At 65.8% G+C, this 17,652-nt stretch carries 17 protein-coding genes; 6 read left to right on the forward strand and 11 right to left on the reverse strand.

Features of this window, described 5'->3' with window-relative positions; all coding sequences use genetic code 11:
* Positions 1 to 49: 49 nt before the first annotated feature.
* Positions 50 to 1,324, reverse strand: coding sequence for a signal recognition particle-docking protein FtsY (ftsY, locus tag ACU0B3_RS03840; RefSeq protein ID WP_446259482.1), 1,275 nt, complete (start codon positions 1,322 to 1,324; stop codon positions 50 to 52).
* Between the two features lie 69 nt (positions 1,325 to 1,393).
* Between ftsY and ACU0B3_RS03845 the strand changes: the two genes are divergently transcribed.
* Positions 1,394 to 2,284, forward strand: coding sequence for a lytic transglycosylase domain-containing protein (locus tag ACU0B3_RS03845; protein WP_446259483.1), 891 nt, complete (start codon positions 1,394 to 1,396; stop codon positions 2,282 to 2,284).
* Between the two features lie 44 nt (positions 2,285 to 2,328).
* Here the strand turns inward: ACU0B3_RS03845 and ACU0B3_RS03850 are convergent, their stop codons facing one another.
* Positions 2,329 to 4,014, reverse strand: a complete 1,686-nt coding sequence (locus ACU0B3_RS03850; protein WP_446259484.1) for an NAD(P)H-dependent oxidoreductase subunit E — start codon at positions 4,012 to 4,014, stop codon at positions 2,329 to 2,331.
* 279 nt (positions 4,015 to 4,293) lie between these two features.
* Here ACU0B3_RS03850 and ACU0B3_RS03855 point away from each other — a divergent pair, with 279 nt between their 5' ends.
* Together ACU0B3_RS03855 and ACU0B3_RS03860 are read left to right on the forward strand one after the other, a co-directional pair.
* Entirely contained in the window at positions 4,294 to 5,253 is a 960-nt protein-coding gene (locus tag ACU0B3_RS03855) for an alkane 1-monooxygenase (protein ID WP_446259485.1), read from the forward strand.
* A 17-nt stretch (positions 5,254 to 5,270) separates the two neighbouring features.
* Positions 5,271 to 5,675: a hypothetical protein gene (locus tag ACU0B3_RS03860; RefSeq protein WP_446259486.1), complete on the forward strand. Its 405-nt coding sequence runs from the start codon at positions 5,271 to 5,273 to the stop codon at positions 5,673 to 5,675.
* 19 nt (positions 5,676 to 5,694) lie between these two features.
* On the opposite strand, the gene xseA is transcribed toward ACU0B3_RS03860, so the two are convergent.
* Positions 5,695 to 7,251 (reverse strand): exodeoxyribonuclease VII large subunit, encoded by a 1,557-nt coding sequence (gene xseA / locus ACU0B3_RS03865; protein WP_446259487.1) that lies wholly within the window; start codon positions 7,249 to 7,251, stop codon positions 5,695 to 5,697.
* Positions 7,252 to 7,317: 66 nt separating this feature from the next.
* Here xseA and purD point away from each other — a divergent pair, with 66 nt between their 5' ends.
* Positions 7,318 to 8,580: a phosphoribosylamine--glycine ligase gene (gene purD / locus ACU0B3_RS03870; protein ID WP_446259488.1), complete on the forward strand. Its 1,263-nt coding sequence runs from the start codon at positions 7,318 to 7,320 to the stop codon at positions 8,578 to 8,580.
* A 96-nt stretch (positions 8,581 to 8,676) separates the two neighbouring features.
* Here purD and ACU0B3_RS03875 read toward each other — a convergent pair whose 3' ends face one another.
* Together ACU0B3_RS03875 and ACU0B3_RS03880 are read right to left on the reverse strand one after the other, a co-directional pair.
* The gene (locus ACU0B3_RS03875; protein WP_446259489.1) at positions 8,677 to 9,402 is read right to left on the reverse strand and encodes an FG-GAP repeat domain-containing protein; all 726 of its coding nucleotides are present in this window, start codon (positions 9,400 to 9,402) and stop codon (positions 8,677 to 8,679) included.
* The gene (locus ACU0B3_RS03880) at positions 9,402 to 9,725 is read right to left on the reverse strand and encodes a 2Fe-2S iron-sulfur cluster-binding protein (RefSeq protein ID WP_446259490.1); all 324 of its coding nucleotides are present in this window, start codon (positions 9,723 to 9,725) and stop codon (positions 9,402 to 9,404) included. Before ACU0B3_RS03880 ends, ACU0B3_RS03875 begins: the two co-directional genes overlap by 1 nt.
* 103 nt (positions 9,726 to 9,828) lie before the next feature.
* Here ACU0B3_RS03880 and ACU0B3_RS03885 point away from each other — a divergent pair, with 103 nt between their 5' ends.
* Together ACU0B3_RS03885 and ACU0B3_RS03890 are read left to right on the forward strand one after the other, a co-directional pair.
* On the forward strand, positions 9,829 to 10,197 hold the full coding sequence (locus ACU0B3_RS03885; protein ID WP_446259491.1) for an OB-fold nucleic acid binding domain-containing protein: 369 nt from the start codon (positions 9,829 to 9,831) through the stop codon (positions 10,195 to 10,197).
* A 145-nt stretch (positions 10,198 to 10,342) separates the two neighbouring features.
* Complete coding sequence (locus ACU0B3_RS03890; RefSeq protein ID WP_446259492.1) at positions 10,343 to 10,870, forward strand: peptidoglycan-binding domain-containing protein; 528 nt, start codon at positions 10,343 to 10,345, stop codon at positions 10,868 to 10,870.
* A gap of 181 nt (positions 10,871 to 11,051) precedes the next feature.
* Here the strand turns inward: ACU0B3_RS03890 and ACU0B3_RS03895 are convergent, their stop codons facing one another.
* The 6 genes from ACU0B3_RS03895 to rpiA form a co-directional block, all read right to left on the reverse strand.
* Entirely contained in the window at positions 11,052 to 12,515 is a 1,464-nt protein-coding gene (locus tag ACU0B3_RS03895; RefSeq protein WP_446259579.1) for a Do family serine endopeptidase, read from the reverse strand.
* Positions 12,516 to 12,779: 264 nt separating this feature from the next.
* Complete coding sequence (locus ACU0B3_RS03900) at positions 12,780 to 12,977, reverse strand: DUF2065 domain-containing protein (RefSeq protein WP_446259493.1); 198 nt, start codon at positions 12,975 to 12,977, stop codon at positions 12,780 to 12,782.
* Positions 12,974 to 13,852, reverse strand: coding sequence for a protease modulator HflC (gene hflC / locus ACU0B3_RS03905; RefSeq protein ID WP_446259494.1), 879 nt, complete (start codon positions 13,850 to 13,852; stop codon positions 12,974 to 12,976). The genes ACU0B3_RS03900 and hflC overlap by 4 nt, the downstream gene beginning before the upstream one ends.
* Entirely contained in the window at positions 13,852 to 15,027 is a 1,176-nt protein-coding gene (gene hflK / locus ACU0B3_RS03910; protein WP_446259495.1) for an FtsH protease activity modulator HflK, read from the reverse strand. Before hflK ends, hflC begins: the two co-directional genes overlap by 1 nt.
* Before the next feature lie 64 nt (positions 15,028 to 15,091).
* On the reverse strand, positions 15,092 to 16,561 hold the full coding sequence (locus tag ACU0B3_RS03915; protein ID WP_446259496.1) for an FAD-dependent oxidoreductase: 1,470 nt from the start codon (positions 16,559 to 16,561) through the stop codon (positions 15,092 to 15,094).
* 92 nt (positions 16,562 to 16,653) lie between these two features.
* Positions 16,654 to 17,442, reverse strand: a complete 789-nt coding sequence (gene rpiA, locus ACU0B3_RS03920; protein ID WP_446259497.1) for a ribose-5-phosphate isomerase RpiA — start codon at positions 17,440 to 17,442, stop codon at positions 16,654 to 16,656.
* Between the last annotated feature and the right edge of the window lie 210 nt (positions 17,443 to 17,652).

Consider the following 17,652-nt stretch of genomic DNA (forward strand, 5'->3'; position numbering starts at 1 on the left):
CCCCCAGACCCCCGGGATATTTCTTGCCAGAAGAAGAACGCGGGCCTGCTCATTTGCCGAGGTCGTGTCCGGTAAGGGCGGCGGCGAAGTCTTCGGGGTCAAAGGCGTCGAGGTCGTCGATCTTTTCCCCGACGCCGATAGCGTGGATCGGCAGGCCGAACCTGTCCGCGAGGGCCACGAGGATGCCGCCGCGCGCGGTGCCGTCGAGCTTGGTCATCACAAGGCCGGTCACGTTGGCGAGTTTCTGGAACGTCTCGACCTGCGCGAGTGCATTCTGGCCGGTTGTGGCGTCGAGCACGAGGAGGGTGTTGTGCGGCGCGTCCGGGTCCTGTTTCCGGATGACGCGCACGATCTTGGCGAGCTCCTCCATCAGGTCGGCACGGTTTTGCAGGCGGCCGGCGGTGTCAATCATCAGAAGGTCGGCGCCGTCCGCTTTGGCCTTGGCCATGGCGTCGAAGGCGAGGCTGGCGGGGTCCGAACCTTCGGGGGCGGTCAGGACCGGCACCTCCGCGCGGTCTCCCCAGACTTGCAGTTGTTCGACAGCGGCGGCGCGGAAGGTGTCTCCGGCTGCGATGACGACCTTTTTGCCGGCGGCGCGGAACTGGCTGGCGAGTTTGCCGATGGTCGTGGTCTTGCCCGAGCCGTTGACACCGACGACAAGCACGACTTGCGGTTTGGTGGCGTAGAGCGGCAGAGGTTTGGCAACCGGCTCCATGATGCGGGCGATTTCGGCGGCGAGGAGCGCCTTGATCTCGTCCGTCGACAGGCGCTTGCCCATGCGCCCTTCGGCCATGTTGGCGGTCACGCGCAGTGCCGTGTCGACGCCCATGTCGGCGGTGATCAAAAGCTCTTCGAGCGCCTCGAGCATGTCGTCGTCGAGCTCGCGTTTGACCACCGGTGCTGCGGGCGCGCGTCCCATGAGGCGGCCGAAAAAGCCAGGTTTCGCCTCGGGTGCCGGCTCTGCCGTGCGCGCGGCGACCGGGATGGGAGTGACCGGAACGGTGGTTGCGGGAGGCGGTGCGGGCGGTGTGACCGGCTCGGGCTCGGGCTCGGGCTCGGGCTCGGGCTCGGGCTCGGGCTCGGGCTCGGGCTCGGGCTCGGGCTCGGGCTCGGGCTCGGGCTCGGGCTCGGGAGGCGTGATCACCTCTGCGGGAGGTGTCGAGGGCAATTCATCCGGCTCTGGCGCCTCAGGCACGGCGCTCTGCGATTCGGGCTGCGCTGGAGGCTCCTCGGTCCCGGCCTCCTCGACAATTGCATCCAGCCCCTCCTCCAGTTTCGAGGACGATTTAAATAGCTTGCTTTTCAACTTGCCGAAAAAAGACATGGCAGGGCACCTGTATATTCGCCTTGGTTTGCCCTAAACTCATTGCCAAGAATGATAAAGAGCAGAGCCATGCGGTTGATTTTGACGGCAGCCCTGGCGTGCCTCTGGGCGCAGATGGGCTTGGCCGATCCCCGATACGGGTATTGTTCGGACGGACGGCACGCGCCGGTGCAGTGCATCCGCCCGCAGCATTTTGTGCACGACACATGCCAGGCGATCGAGCAATTTGCGGACGGTGCTGCGCTTGATCCCTACTTTTTTGTCAGGCTCATCTGGCAGGAAAGCCGGTTTGATCCCAATGCCTTGAGCCACGCCAACGCGATGGGGATTGCTCAGTTCATACGTTCGACAGCCGACATGCGCGGGCTGCGCGATCCTTACAATCCCGCCGATGCGCTTGGCCATTCCGCCGCCTACCTCGGCGAGATGCAGGTGCGCTACGGGAATATGGGGTTGGCGGCGGTCGGGTACAATGGCGGGGAGCGCCGCGCGCAGGGCCTGCTCACTGGCGGCGGGTTGGCGCGGGAGACGATCAACTATGTGCAGATCATCACCGGGCTCACGGCTGAGACCTGGCGCGATGCGCCGCCGCAGACGCTGGACCTCCGGCTCGACACGGACCGCAGCTTTCGCGAGGCGTGTTACGCGCTGGCGCAGGGGCGCAAGCTGTCGAAACTGCGCCTGACGCCGCCCAAGCCGGCGATCAAGCCATGGGGCGTGCAAGTCGCCTGGGGTACAAACAAGGCCAAGTCGCAGGCCGCCTTTCAACGCCAGACCGCCGCGTGCCGCGGGCAGGTGTCGGGGGAAAAGGTCGATTTCGTGCGGGTCAAAAACCGTGTGAGGACCAAGCCGGCCTACATCATGGCGCGGATCAGCCGGAACACGCGCAAGGCAGCGGACCGGTTCTGCAACCGGCTCCGCGCAGCGGGGTGTACTTGCGCGGTGTACTCAAATAACTAGCTAAAACAGCAATTTGGCGGCCAAAATTCAGGTGATGCCTTAACTCAGACTTCGTCTGGGAAGTGCTTCATCACCAGGTTGATCGGGTTTGGCGCCGCCTGTCCCAGGCCGCAGATCGACGCGTCCGCCATGGCAGTCGTCAGCTCCTCGAGCAGGCTCTGATCCCAGCGATCCTCTTGCATCAGCTTGACCGCCTTTTCACAGCCCACACGGCACGGCGTACACTGTCCGCAGCTTTCGTCCTCGAAAAACCGCAGCATGTTGAGCGCTGCATCGCGCGCGCGGTCTTTGTCCGACAAGACAACCACCGCCGCCGAGCCGATGAACGACCCGTGCGGTTGCAGCGTGTCAAAATCGAGCGGCACGTCGTGCATGCTAGCCGGCAGCAGGCCCGAAGATGGCCCCCCCGGTTGGTAGGCTTTGAAGTCATGCCCCTCCGCCATACCGCCTGCGGCCGCAATGATGTCCGTGATCGTCGAACCGGCCGGCAAAAGGTAGACGCCCGGCTGCGCAACCCGGCCAGACACGGAATAGCTGCGCAACCCCTTGCGCCCGTTCAGTTCGTGTGCGCTCAGCACTTCCGGCCCCTCACGGCAGATACGCGTAACCCAATGTAATGTCTCGATATTGTGTACCAAAGTCGGGCGACCAAAGACCCCCACCTGCGCCACAAACGGAGGCCGGTGACGCGGCAAGCCACGCTTGCCTTCGATGCTCTCGATCATCGCACTTTCTTCGCCGCAGATGTACGCCCCGGCCCCGCGTCGCAGGTCGATATAGCCCGGAGCGACCAGACCCGCCGACTCCAGCGCAGCGATCTCGCGGCGCAGGATTTCAAGCACGGCAGGGTATTCGTCGCGCATGTAGATGAAACAGGTCTCCGCTTCGACCGCCCAAGCAGCGATCAGCATTCCTTCAAGGAAAACATGTGGTTGGCGTTCGAGGTAAAAGCGATCTTTGAACGTGCCCGGCTCGCCTTCGTCGCCGTTCACCGCCAGATACCGCGGCCCCGGGTTGGCGCGGACAAAGCCCCATTTCTTGCCCGACGGAAAACCCGCGCCGCCAAGGCCGCGAAGACCGGCGCTCAGCACCTTGTCTTGCACTGCCTCCCACTCACCCTTCATGCGATGGGTGAGCAGTGTCTCGTAACCACCTGACGATCTGTAGCTTTCCAGCGTTTCATAGTCGGGCAGATGGGCATGGGTGTTCCCAGCCGCGATGGCCTCATTAACTTTTTCGGGCGTGGCGTGGTCGATATGATTGTGCCCGATCTCGAGCGCCGGCGCCGTGTCGCACCGCCCCATGCAGGGCGCGCGCAGGACGCGTACTTCAGCCGGGTCGAGCCCGTCCTCCAGCGCCGCCTTGAGCGCTTGCGCTCCGGCCAACTCGCACGAGAGCGAATCGCACACCCGGATGGTCAGAGCTGGCGGCGGTGTCTCTCCTTCACGCACCACGTCAAAATGCGCATAAAAACTCGCAACTTCATAGACTTCCGCCATGCTGAGCCGCATTTCCTCGGCCAGCGCGCGCAGGTGCGCCGCACTCAGATGGCCGAAGGCGTCCTGGATCAAATGCAGGTGCTCGATCAGCAAGTCCCGCCGCCTTAGACGATCGCCGAGCAGCGCCCGGACCTCTTCCCAGGCGCGGTCATCAAGCTGGCGCCCTTTGGGCGTCGCGCGCCCCTTGCCGCGGCCAGATTTCCAAACGCCATCCGATTGATCGAGTGCCATGACGGTGCCTCCCTGCTTGACCCGGTGCTATCGCATTGCGGGGTGCGCGTGGCGGTCAAAAGCGACCCTTTTGGCTGCAATTTTCTGGGTGCTTGTCAAAAATCGGACACAAAAAACGCCTCAAGGAAACCAATTGGTAAACGATACCGGACAGAACGAGAGCCTGACCGGTCGGAGAGCGGACCCATGCGATTTGCCGTTGCCACGTTGACCCCAGCCGCGCTTCTGATCGCGGCGTGCTTTTGGGGTGGCCTCTGGGCGGTCGCGGCGCTTGGGTACATGTCCGTTCTGGTGGCGGGGCTCGACCAGCTCATCGCAGCAGAGGACACCTCCGACGGCAAGGAATTTCCAGCCGCACACGGTTTGTCACTGGTGCTGGCATGGCTGCATTTTCCGGTCCTTGTCGCGGGAGTAACTGCACTCAGCGGGCAAACGGGGCTGTCTGGAAGTACGCAAGTCATCCTGTTTATCGCGCTCGGTCTCTTCTTTGGTCAGGTCAGCAACTCCAACGCGCACGAGCTCATCCACAGCACGTCGCGCAGCGCGCGCAGGCTTGGCATGTGGGTCTACATCTCGCTACTTTACGGACACCACACATCAGCCCATGTACATGTGCATCATATTCATGTGGCGTCTCAAGAAGACCCGGCAACCGCCTCGAAAGGTATAAGTTTTTATCGTTACGCTTTGAGGGCATGGATTGGCGGGTTCAAGCGCGGTTGGCACGTGGAGCAGGCGCGCGCGAGCAAAGCGCGCACTCGGAAACTGAACCCCTATTGGGTGTACGTGACCGGAGCGGTCAGCATATCGCTCATGGCTTTTCTCATTGGTGGGCTCGGCGGACTGGCCGCGTTTGCGCTGCTGGCGGCGTATGCGCAGCTGCAGCTTCTGATGTCGGACTACGTGCAGCATTACGGGCTGACACGGCGGCGGCTGCCGTCTGGCAAGCTTGAACCGGTCGGCGCGCGGCATTCGTGGAATGCGCCACATGTGATGTCGTCGGCGCTGATGCTGAACGCGCCGCGTCACTCGGATCACCATGCCAATCCGTCGCGCGGATATGCGGAGCTGAGGCTCGAGACCGACATGCCGATGCTGCCGTATTCCCTACCTGTCATGGCGGTTCTGGCCCTCTGGCCGGCGCGCTGGCGGCGTGTCATGGACCCCAGAGTGGCGCATTGGACAAAAACCGCCGATCCTGCCCCGGCGCTTGACCAAGGCTTGCCCGACGCGGCCTGAACCGGCAAGGCGGTGGGATGAAACATCTTGCACCGCTTCTTTTTGCATTGGCCACGTCCGTCACCGCACTTTCGGCGCAAACGCCGATGACGGCGGAGGAATTCGAAGCCTACACGACCGGGCAGACGCTCTATTTCGGGGCCGAAGGCGCGCCGTATGGCGCGGAGCAGTACCTCGAGAATCGTCGGGTGCGCTGGTCCTTTCTGGACGGAAAGTGCACCGAGGGCATCTGGTACGAGGAGCGTGGGCTGATCTGTTTTCTCTATGAGGACCGGCCCGATGATCCGCAGTGCTGGAGCTTTGTCCAGACGGGTGACGGGCTGACGGCTCTGTTTCAGGATCAGCCTGGAAATACAGAGCTTTACGAGGCGCGGCGGAGTTCGGAGCCGATGATGTGTCTCGGGCCCGACGTGGGCGTGTGACAGCCCTGCGCGCAGACGGCTAGAGCAGCGAGCCCTGTTCGGGTGGCGTGTCCTTGGCCGGCTTTTTGCGCGACGCGGGACGGGCGGTACCGGGCGCCACTTTCATCGTGCCATCGGCAAACTCGATGTTGAGGACAGGCGCTGCCTTGGCGGCGCGCGCGGTGGTGAGAACCTCTTCGTCCGCCCCGCGGACAAGCGCGTAGCCACGTTCGAGTGTGCCGCGGTGGCTGAGCGTTTCCAGAAGGCGGCTGCGGGCCGCGAGCTGGTCCTGCACCTGCGTCATGCGCCGCGTGATCCCTTGTGACAGGCGCGTGTCGAGCGCTGTGAGACGGTCGGCCTCGCGGGTCAGGTTGGCGCGGAGTGCGTGCGGCGTCAGGCGTCCACTTTCGCGCGCAAGACGGTCACGGGCCTGCATCAGACGACGCTCGAGGGCGGGTGCGAGGCGGGAGGTACGCGCCTCGATGCGTTCACCGGCGCGGGAGATCAGCTGGCGCAGGAGCGCGGGACGCAGCGCGCCTTTTTCGGTCAACTCAAGCCGGCGGACGCGGATGCCGGACATGAGCGCGCGTGGCAGGTCCGCCTCGGCGCGGTCGAGGCGCTGACGCGGGCTTTCGAAGAGGCGCTCGGCGGACGGCAGCGCGCGGGCCACGTCGGTCAGGCGCTGGCTGCGCTGCGTCAGGCGGCTGGTGACGGCGGCGGTCAGGCGCGCCTCCTGCTCGGCGGTCCAGGCCAGGAGGTCCCGGCGCACGGGCACGGCCATTTCCGCCGCGGCCGTGGGCGTGGGCGCGCGCTGGTCGGAGACGAAGTCGATGAGCGTCGTGTCGGTCTCGTGCCCGACGGCGGAGATGAGCGGGATGTGCGAGGCGGCCGCTGCGCGGGCGACGATCTCTTCGTTGAAGCCCCAGAGGTCCTCGATCGAGCCGCCGCCGCGCGCGACGATCAGGACATCGGGTCGCGGCAGGCGGCCGCCGGGGCTGAGCGCGTTGAAGCCGGCGATGGCGCGGGCGACCTGCTCGGCGCTGCCCTGCCCCTGCACAAGCACGGGCCAGACAAGCACCTTGCGCGGGAAGCGGTCGCGCAGGCGGTGCAGGATGTCGCGGATCACCGCGCCCTGCGGCGAGGTCACAACGCCAATGATATCAGGCAGATACGGCAAGCGCCGTTTGCGGGAGGCATCGAACAGCCCCTCGGCGGCAAGCGCCGCCTTGCGCTTTTCGAGCATCGCCATCAGCGCGCCCTCGCCCGCCACCCGCAGGCGCGTGACGTTGAGGGCGAACTTGGACTGGAAGCCAGAGGCGGTCATGGTGCCTTCGGCGACGACCTCCATGCCTTCCTCAGGGCGCATGTCGAGGCCAGCCACCTGCCCTTTCCACGTCATGCACGACAGCACGTTGCGATCGTCCTTGAGGTCGAAATAGAGGTGGCCCGAGCGGGCCAGCACCACCCGCCCCACTTCGCCCCGCACGCGGACGTGGCCGAGCTCCCGCTCGACCAGCCGTTTCACCCGGCCAGCGATGTCGGAGACGCTGAATTCGGGCACGTTGCGCCCGGGGCTGTCGTCGTCGATCAGGTCCATGTTCGCTCCGGTTGCGCGTTGGTGGCGGCGAGCCTAGAACGCGGCAAGAGCAAGGGAAAGGCGCATATGAACATTCTCATCCTCGGCAGCGGCGGGCGCGAACACAGCCTCGCCTGGGCCTGCGCGCAGAACCCAAAATGCGACCGTCTGATCGTGGCGCCCGGCAATGCGGGCATCGAGCAGGTGGCCGAATGTGCGGCGCTCGACATCTGCGATGGCGCTGCTGTTGTAGAGTTCGTAGCGGGCCGGGCGGTGGATTTCGTGATCGTCGGGCCGGAAGCGCCTTTGGCGGCGGGGGTCAGCGACCGTTTGCGCGAGGCGGGCGTGTTGGTCTTTGGTCCCTCGCAGGCGGCGGCGGAGTTGGAGGCGTCGAAAGCCTTTACCAAGGCTCTGTGCGATGCCTGTGGCGCGCCGACAGCAGCATACGCGCATTTCACCGAAGAGGCGCCAGCGCTCGACTATGTGCGCGAGACGGGCGGGCCGCTGGTCGTAAAGGCCGACGGGCTGGCTGCCGGCAAGGGCGTGATCCTTTGCGAGACCACCGAAGAGGCCGAGGCGGCGGTCACCGAGATGTTCGGCGGCGCCTTTGGGGCTGCGGGCGCGGAGGTGGTGATCGAGGAGTTCATGCGCGGCGAGGAAGCGTCCTTCTTTGTGCTCTGCGACGGGACCGACGTTCTGCCGATCGGCACCGCGCAGGATCACAAGCGGGTCGGCGAAGGGGATACGGGGCTCAACACCGGCGGGATGGGCGCCTATTCGCCCGCGCCGGTGCTGGATGGGGCAGTCGCGCAGCGGGCGCTCGACGAGATCATCAAGCCGTGCGTCGCCGAAATGGCGCGGCGTGGCACGCCCTACGAAGGGGTGCTTTATGCCGGGCTGATGATCGCGGACGGAGCGCCGCGGCTCGTCGAGTACAACGTGCGGTTTGGCGATCCCGAATGCCAGGTGCTGATGCTGCGGCTCGGCGCGCAGGCGCTTGATGCGATGCTGGCCTGCGCCGAGGGGCGGCTTGGCGAGGCGCAGATCACCTGGGCGGAGGATCACGCGCTGACGGTTGTGATGGCGGCAAAGGGCTATCCCGGCGGCTACATGAAGGGCACGCGGATTGGCGGGCTAGAGGGGCTGCCGAACGACAGTTTTCACGCGTGTTTTCATGCGGGTACGGCCGTGGAGGACGGTGCGGTCGTGGCCGCTGGCGGGCGCGTTCTGAACCTCACTGCGCGCGGGGCGAGCCTGCAAGAGGCGCGGGACCAGGCCTATGCGATGGTCGATGCGGTCGACTGGCCGGAGGGGTTTGTCCGGCGCGATATTGGCTGGCGGGCGCTCTGAAGGTTTGAACGTGGATGGGGGCTCTGCCCCATCCCATAAAATTCGCAGAAATTTTATGAGATTCCCCGAGGTATTTTGAAACCAGAGAAGAGACCTTTAGCAGTCCATCGCTGCGGCGAAGGAGCTGCGGTTTCGATGGGAGCCGATGTCGCGGGAGGTGAGGCGTATACCGTCGAAGGTGATGGCGACGAGGCGTTGCCAGTTGGCGGTGGCCAGAATCATTTCGGGTGCATTGCCGCAGGTGCGGATGCCTCCGGCAATGTCTTCCTCGCCGATCCGGTGGTTGGTGACGCCGGCCAGATTCGCGCGGGGCGTCAGGCTGGCGGTGGTGCCGTCCGAGGCGTAGGTCCAGATGCGCAAGGTCTTGGCCAGGTGGGGTCGGTCGACATAGGCGATCTCGGTGCTGCCGTCGCCATCGAGGTCCGCCGCGTCCACGACGGCAAGCCAGCGGAAGCGGGTGCCGATGAAGGGTGTCGCGGCGCGCAAAGCGAGCGTGTCGCCGGTGAGGCCATAGACCGAGAGGCGTGCGCCAAAGCGATCGTGGCTTTCGACCGCGATGACCTCCGGCGCGCCGTCGCCATCGAGATCGGCGAGCCTTGGGGCGGTGTCCTCGAACACCACCTCGGACGCCCATGTGACGCCCGTGCTCTTGCCCGAAGCGAGGGTCACCTCGAGCGTGGTGTGTTCGATGTCGTCCCCGAGCACGCCGTGCGGGTAGCGGTCGGTGGGGCCGGAGTAGCGGGCCGAGGTGATCTCGGCCGCAGCAAGGTTGGCGGCGCAGGCAAGAGCCAAACTGAGGCCAAAGGCGCGCCGCCAGATCATCAGATCTGCTTTTCGGGCATCTGCACCACGAGGCCATCGAGCGCGTCGGTCACCTTGAGCTGGCAGGTCAGGCGCGAGCGGGCCTCGTCGGGCTCGTAGGCGAAGTCGAGCATGTCGACCTCCATGTCTTCCTTGGCGGGCAGTTTCTCGACCCAGTCGGGGTGCACGTAGACATGGCAGGTCGAGCAGGCGCAGGCGCCGCCGCAATCCGCCTCGATGCCGGGGATGTTGTTGTCGCGCGCGCCTTCCATGACGGTGAGGCCATTCTTGACCTCGACCACGTGTTCGGTGCCGCCGTGTTCGATGTAGGTGATCTTTGCCATGGGACGTCCCTCCGCCTGTCTTTGAACTGCACAGGTGGCGCCTTGGCGGGCAAAAGTCCAGACCTTGGCAGCGCCGCGTACATGTTCTATCTTTGTTCCTGACATGCACGTGATGACGTCCTCTCAAACGGTGGCGCGCGGCTGGCCAAGGCCGCCGTCCTGCCTGCGGGCCTCCGAGCTGGAGCGGCCGCCGCAGAATGCGCGGATCGCGGTGGCGGGGCTCGTGATCCTGCGGCAGCGGCCGGGGACGGCCAAGGGGGTCATCTTCCTCACGCTCGAGGACGAGACGGGCGTGGTGAACGTGATCGTGTGGCGCAAGCTCTATGAGCGGTTTCGACGGGCGGTCATTGCCGGGCGCTGTCTGCGCGTGACCGGGCGGCTGCAGCGCGAGGGGGGCGTGACGCATGTGATCGCCGAGGAGATCGAGGATATCTCTCCGCTCCTGGATCGGCTTTTGGACCCGGATTTGTAGCGCGGTTTGCGATGGGTCCAAAGCCATGAGTCGGCGAGACGCTTTGGCGGGCGCGGATGCCACAGTTGCGCGCCATCGCGGGCCGGCTCTTTTGCGACATGGACCCGCGCGGTAGGGTCCTGCAAACCACTCCCGAGGCCGCGTCATGCAGCGTTCCGTTCTGATCCTTGCCGCGCTGGCGCTTGTGCCTGGGTGCCTTGGCCCGGTGGCGCCGTTCGAGCCGCCGCCCCTGCCCCTTTCCGCTGGGTATGTCGACCCGCCCGAAGGCGCCCCGGAGGGCTCGTGCTGGGGGCGCGCGCTGGTGCCGGCGATTGTCGAGACGGTGACCGAACAGGTCGTGGTTGCGCCGGCAAGCTACAATACGGACGGCACGCTGGCGACGCCGACGACGTTCGAGACGGTGCAGCGCCAGCAGATCGTGCGCGAGCGCGGCGAGCATGCTTTCGAGGCTGTCTGCGAGGAGGATTTGACGGCGGAGGTGGTCGGCACGCTGCAACGCGCGCTTGCGGTGCGCGAACAATACAACGGCCCGATCACCGAAGAGATGGACTGGCCGACGCGGCAGGCGCTGAAAGCGCGGCAAAAGCTGGACGGGCCGGACAGTGACATCCTGTCGATCGATCTGGCACGGCGGCTGGGCGTGGTGGCGGTGGATCGCGCGACGCTGGAGTGAGCGGCGGTTCGTGCGAGGTCCCGGCTCGGGGGATGGGAGGTTTGCATTGGTTGCGAGGTCCCGGCGCAAGGGCCGGGACGTGAGTGCTCACCCGCCCCGGACTTGATCCGGGGCCTCGCGAGATGTCAGATACAAAAAAGGCGCCCCGGAAGGCGCCTTTTCTTTTCAATACAAACCGAGGCTATTCCTCGAGGCCGAGCGCCACGAAGCGCGGGTCGCCGGCGCGGCGCACGAGGAGGAGGAGCGATTTGCGTCCGGCCTCTTCGGCTTCCTCGATGCGCGTTTCGAGCGCGGGGATCTCGGTCACCTTTTGCTGGCCGGCTTCGGTGATGACGTCACCGGCGCGCAGGCCCTTCTCGTAGGCCTGGCTGGTCTCGTCCACGTCGGTCACGACAAGCCCCTCGAGGGCGGTGCCGAGCTCCAGCTCGTCACGCAACTCGTCGGTCATTTCGCTGAGCGTCAGGCCGAGGATTTGCGCAGTCGCGGGGCCTTCGGGCGTATCGTCGCCACCGGTCTGCGGCATGGAGGCGTTCACGGCCTCTTCCCGGCGGCCGAGCGTCACGCTCAGCGTCTGGGTTCGGCCGTCGCGCAGGACGATCACGCGGACGGTCTTGCCGACCGGCGAGTTGCCGACGACACGGACCAGCTCGCGGGTGTCCTCGACGTCGACGCCGTCGAAGGTCACGATCACGTCGCCGGTCTCGATCCCTGCGTCCATGGCCGGGCCTTCGGGCACGTTCGAGACCAGGGCGCCGCGCGCCTCGTCCAGACCTTCGATGCCTTCGACGAGATCATCGGTCACGTCCTGGATCGACACGCCGAGCCAGCCGCGGCGGGTCTCGCCGAACTCCTGCAGCTGGTCGATGACGTTGGTGACGACGTTGGACGCCATGGAGAAGCCGATGCCGATCGAGCCGCCGTTGGGCGACAGGATCGCGGTGTTCACGCCGATCACGTCACCGTCCATGTTGAAGAGCGGGCCGCCCGAGTTGCCGCGGTTGATGGCGGCGTCGGTCTGGATGTAGTCGTCGTAGCTGCCGCTGAGCGCCCGGTTGCGCGCCGAGACGATGCCGGCGGAGACCGAAAAGCCCTGCCCGAGCGGGTTGCCCATAGCGATGACCCAGTCACCCACGCGGGCGGTGTCGCTGTCGCCGAACCGCACGAACGGCAGCGGGCCGTCGGCCTCGACCTTAAGGAGGGCGATGTCGGTGTTGGGGTCGGTACCGACCAGTTCGGCCGGGAGCTCGGAGCCGTTGAAGAACTCGATCAGGATCTCGTCGGCGTTCTCGATGACGTGGTTGTTGGTCACAACGAACCCGTCTTCGGAGATGACGAAGCCCGAGCCGAGCGCCGACGAGCGGCGTGGGCGGCCGTTCGGGCCGTTGCGGTCCTGGAACTCGCGGAAAAAGTCTTCGAAGGGCGAGCCTTCGGGCACCATGCCGCGCGGGCCGGTGCGTCCGGCGACGGTCGTGGAGGTGGTGATGTTGACGACCGAGGGGCTGATCGTTTCAGCCAGCTCGGCAAAGCTTTCGGGGCGCGCCTGCGCCTCGGTTTGGGTGACGGTGCCGAACACCATCAAGACAGACACCGCCGCCGCACCGAACACTGCCGTGATACGGCGCGCGGGGCGGAGCGTGTAGGCCATGTTGAACGTGTGCACTCTCTCGAACTCCTCTGGTCACTTTTGGGGCGCGCCCTTTTGCAAGATGATAGCGCCCCGGTGGATTACGTCGATATATGATGTGACCGCGCCGACACAAAGGCAGAACGCGCGGCTAACGGTGATGTGAAAAGACACCGGCGGTGGACCCCAATTTGTGCAAAAAACCACGCCAAAGTGTGCGCATTCTCACAGAGATGCGAGCGCGGGTCGGGTGACGCAGGGTCAGACAAAGCGCCGGCCAAAGGCTCAGGCGCCAAGTGCCTTGGCCATCCAGACCAGCACCACGCCGAGCGCAAGGGCCATCAGGCCGACGCTGCGGCGTTGCGATTCGGGGATGTCGCGCAGCATGGCCAAGAGCTGCTCGATAAACGAAGGGGCCAGTGCGTACACCAGCCCCTCCACGATCAGCACCAGCCCGAGGGCCAGAAGTGCGGTTTCGATCATTGCGAGGCGCTGGCGCCGCCCGGCTCGTCCGACTTGAGATAGTTGAAGAAGTCGCTGTCGGGCGAAAGCACCATGGTCGAGTTCCCTTCGCGCAGGCTGCGCTGGTAGGCGGTCAGCGAGCGGTAGAATTCAAAGAATTCCGGGTCCGCGCCGTATGCCGTGGCAAAGATGCCGTTACGCTGCGCATCTGCCTCACCGCGAATGATCTCGGCCTGGCGGCGCGCATCTGACACAAGCTCCACCACGGTCCGGTCGGCGGTGGCGCGCACACGCTGCGCCGCCTCGTTGCCGCGGGCGCGCTCGTCGGTCGCTTCACGCTCCCGCTCGGCGCGCATCCGTTCGAACGTCGCGTCGAGGTTCTCGGACGGCAGGTCAGTGCGTTTGAGGCGCACGTCCACCACTTCGATGCCGAGGCTCAGCGCCTCGTCGATGGCGTTGTTGCGGATGCGCAGCATGAGCGCAGCACGGTCGGACGACAGGATGTCATTCGACGCCACCGAGCCGAGCACGCCGCGGAGCGCGTCGCGCAAAATACCGTCGAGGCGGTTTTCCGCAGTCATCTCGCCCCCGGTACCGACGGCCTGCCGGAACTGGCGTACATCGGCGATGCGGTACCGCGCGAAGGCGTCCACCACGAGGCGGCGGTCGTCGAGCGGCGTGACCTCGAGCGGGTCGACGTCGATCGACAGGATCCGGTCGTCATAGCGCACGACTTCCTGGATCAGCGGGATCTTGAAGGCCAGGCCCGGCTCTTCTTTGACGTCGACCACACGGCCGAACTGGAGCACCAGCGCCTTTTGCCGCTCGTCCACGATGAAGACCGACGAGAGCAGGCCCACCACGGCGAGGGCGACGAGGATCAGAAGATAACGCATCAGTTGCCTCCGGTGTTGCTGGTGGTGCGGCGCAGCTCGTTGAGCGGAAGATAGGGGACCACGCCCTGCCCGCCGCCGGCACCGCCGTTTTCGTCGAGGATAATTTTATCAACGCGGCCAAGCACTTGCTCCATCGTCTCGAGGTAGAGACGCTTGCGCGTCACCTCGGGCGCCCGAGTGTATTCCTCGAGAACGGAGGTAAAGCGCGCGGCCTCACCTTCGGCCTCGTTCACGACCTGGCTGCGGTAGGCTTCGGCCTGTTCGAGCGTCTGCGCCGCTTCACCGCGCGCCTCGGCGAGGACCCGGTTGGCGTAGGCGTCCGCAACGTTCTGCAGACGGTCACGCTCCTGCTCGGCGGCCTGCACGTCGCGGAAGGCGTCGATCACGGGCTGCGGCGGGTCGGCCTTGTCGAGGTTGACGCGGACGATGTTCACGCCCGAGTCGTAGCTGTTGAGCGTGTCCTGGATCAGCCCTTCGAGCCGGTCGGCGATCGCGCCCCGGTCCCGGTTGAGGATCGGCGCCAGCTCGGATTGCGCGATGATCTCGCGCATGGCCGATTCAGACACCGCCCGGATGGTGGGCCGCGCGTCGCGCAAGTTGAAGAGGAAGCGTGCCGGGTCGTCGATGTTCCAGACCACCTGGAAATCGATGTCGACGATGTTCTCGTCTCCGGTCAGCATCAGGCCGGCATCCGAGCCACGTGCGCCGACGCCCATCTCCTCGGTCTGCTCGCGCGTGACCGGGATGACTTCGGCGGTGACCACGGGCCAAGGCGCGAAGTTGAGGCCGGGATTGCCGATCTCGGAGAATTCCCCGAGGAAAAGCTCAACCGACTGCTCTTCAGGCCGGACCGTGTAGAAAGACGCCATGAGCCAAAGCACGAGGCCGGCAAGCGCCGCGAGGCCGATGGTGCCCTTGGTGATGGCCGGGCCACCGCCGCCGCCGGAGCCGCCGGCACCGCCGCGACCCTGGCCGCCGCGTCCGCCCATGAGCACGCGCAGCTGCTCCTGCCCTTTTTTCACAAGCTCGTCGATTTCCGGGATTTGCGGGCCCTGATCGCCGGGACCCCGGCCACCGCCGCCGCCCCCGCCACCGTTCGGGCCGCGGCCACCGCCGCCACCAGAGTTGCCGGATCCGCCCGATCCTCCGCCCCAGGGGCCGTTGTTTCCTGCCATGGTTGTCCTCTTGTCACGGTCAGTGTTCGCGTCACCGCATAACCTGTGCAGCGCGGAATGAAAATCAAGCCGTGCGGACGGGGTGTCGCATTGTCACAAGCTCTTCGGCCATCGTCGGGTGGACGGCACATGTTGCGTCGAACTGTTCCTTGGTGGCGCCCATCTTGACCGCGATGCCGGCCAGCTGGATCATCTCGCCCGCGTCGGGTGCCACGATGTGACAGCCGAGGACGGTGCGGCTTTCCTTGTCGACGACAAGCTTCATCAGGACGCGGTCGGTGCCGTCCGCAAACGCCTGCTTCATCGGGCGGAAGGAGGTGGCGTAGATTTCGACCGGACCTGCGTCCCGCTCGATCGCCTCCTGTTCGGTCATGCCGATGGTGCCGAGCTCGGGCTGGGTGAAGACCGCCGACGGGATCAGCTCGTGATCGACGGGCGTCGGGTTGCCCTTGAAGACGGTCTCGACGAACTTCATCCCCTCGCGGATCGCCACCGGCGTCAGCTCGACCCGGCCGGTCACGTCGCCGATGGCATAGATCGAAGGCACGCCGGTCTGGCTGTAGTCATCGACGCTGATGGCGCCGTTTCGCTTGAGCGCCACGCCGGCCTCTTCGAGACCCATGTCGTCGGTGTTCGGCCGGCGCCCGGTCGCGAAGAAGACCATGTCGAAGACACCCTCCTGCCCGTTCATCGCCTTGGCCCAGATCGGGCCAATCGCCGCGCCTTTCGGCGACGTCTCGTCCGCAAGGTCGGCCTGCATTTCGGCATCTGCGCCCATGGAGGCGTCCGAGCCTGTCAGGATGTTGGCCTCGTGCCCTTCGGCGGGCGCCATCTCGAGGATGCTGGCGCCGGTGTGGATCGTGATCCCCTTGGACCGCATGACGTCGGCCACCAGCCCGCGCGCCTCGTCGTCAAAGCCGCGCAGGATCTGCGCGCCGCGGTGGAAGATCGTCACATCGACGCCCAGTCCGTTGAGGATGCAGGCGAATTCGCAGGCAATGTAGCCGCCGCCGACGATGAGGATCTTTTTCGGCAGCGTCTCAAGGTGGAAGATGTCGTCCGAAACGATCCCCAGATGCGCGTTCGGCAGGTCGGGCCGCGTGGGCCGCCCGCCCGTGGCGATGAGGATGTGCTTGGCCGTCTTGGTGGTGCCATCGGCCAACTTGACGGTGTGAGGATCAGCGATGGTCGCGCGCTGGTCGAATGTCTCCACCCCCGCCTTGGACAGGATCGAGCGGTAGACGCCTTCGAGCCGGTCGAGCTCGCCGGCCATCTTTTGCTGGAACTTCGGCCAGTCGAGCGGCCCTGTGGTGACGTCCCAGCCGTAAGCCTGCGCCTCTTCCATCGCGGCGGGGTAGCTGGAGGCGAACACCATCATCTTTTTTGGCACGCAGCCGCGGATCACGCAGGTCCCACCGTAGCGGCTTTCCTCGGCCAGCGCGACCTTGGCGCCGGTTTCGCTGGCCGCAACGCGGGCTGCACGCACGCCGCCGGAGCCGCCCCCGATGACGAAGAGGTCGTAGTCAAATGCCATGGCGGAGGTCCTGTGTCTTGTCGCGTGTGCCTTATATCGCGGCACCGCGTCCAAACATCAATGCGCGCCGCGCGCGGACCTCGCGCTCGCGGTCAATCGGCGATGTCGGAAAAGAGGTTGTCGCTTTCGACGAAGTCGAGGCGGTCTTCCTCCACCGTGCCCTCGTTGATGTCGCGCGTTTCCACACGCCCGTCGCCAAAGCCGATGATGACCTTGTCGCAGATGTCGACAAAAAGTCCGTTCTCCACCACGCCCGGCATCTGGTTGAGCACCATGCCGAGCTGTCGCGGATCGCCGATGCGCTTGAGGTGGCAGTCGAGGATGTAGTTCCCCTCGTCCGTCACGTAAGGCGCGTCGCCGTTCATGCGCAGCGTGGTGTTGCGCCCCAGCACGTCCATCTGGATCAGCGTTTCCTCGACGAGCGCCTTGGTGGTCTGCCAGCCGAAGGGGATGACCTCGCAGGGGAGTGGAAAGGCGCCGAGGCTTTCCACTTCTTTACCGATGTCGGCGATCACGACCATCTGGTCGGAGGCGGTTGCGACGATCTTTTCCTGCAGGAGCGCGCCTCCGCCGCCTTTGATCAGCTGCAGCTCGTCGTCGAACTCGTCCGCGCCGTCGATGGTGATGTCGAGCCAGCGCGCCTCGTCGAGGGAGACGACGTCTATGCCGCAGTCGCGCGCCAGGTTTGCGGTGCGGCTGGAGGTCGGCACGCCGCGAAAGCGCAGCCCCTCGTCCGCCACGCGCTCGCCAAGGCAGCGCACGAGCCAGGCCGCGGTCGACCCGGTGCCGAGCCCGACCCGCATGCCGGTTTCCACGAGGTCGGCGGCGCGTTTGGCGGCCACGAATTTTGCCTTGTCGATGGGGGACAGCTCTCCGGCCATGGGCGGCTCCTTATGATGTCTGGCGTGCAGCGTTTCCCCTCGCCTAGCGCAAGTCGGGCGGCGCGGCCAAGGGCGCGGGGCGCACATGCGCCGGATTCGGCGCGGGCGTGACCTTTGGGACAGGCTTTGTGGAAAGACCGCGGCACTGCTGCGGCCGTTTTGTGGCGTGGCAGACGCCGATTTCAGGTATTTGAGAACCGAAGAAGGGAC

Source organism: Pseudaestuariivita sp. (assembly GCF_052825805.1).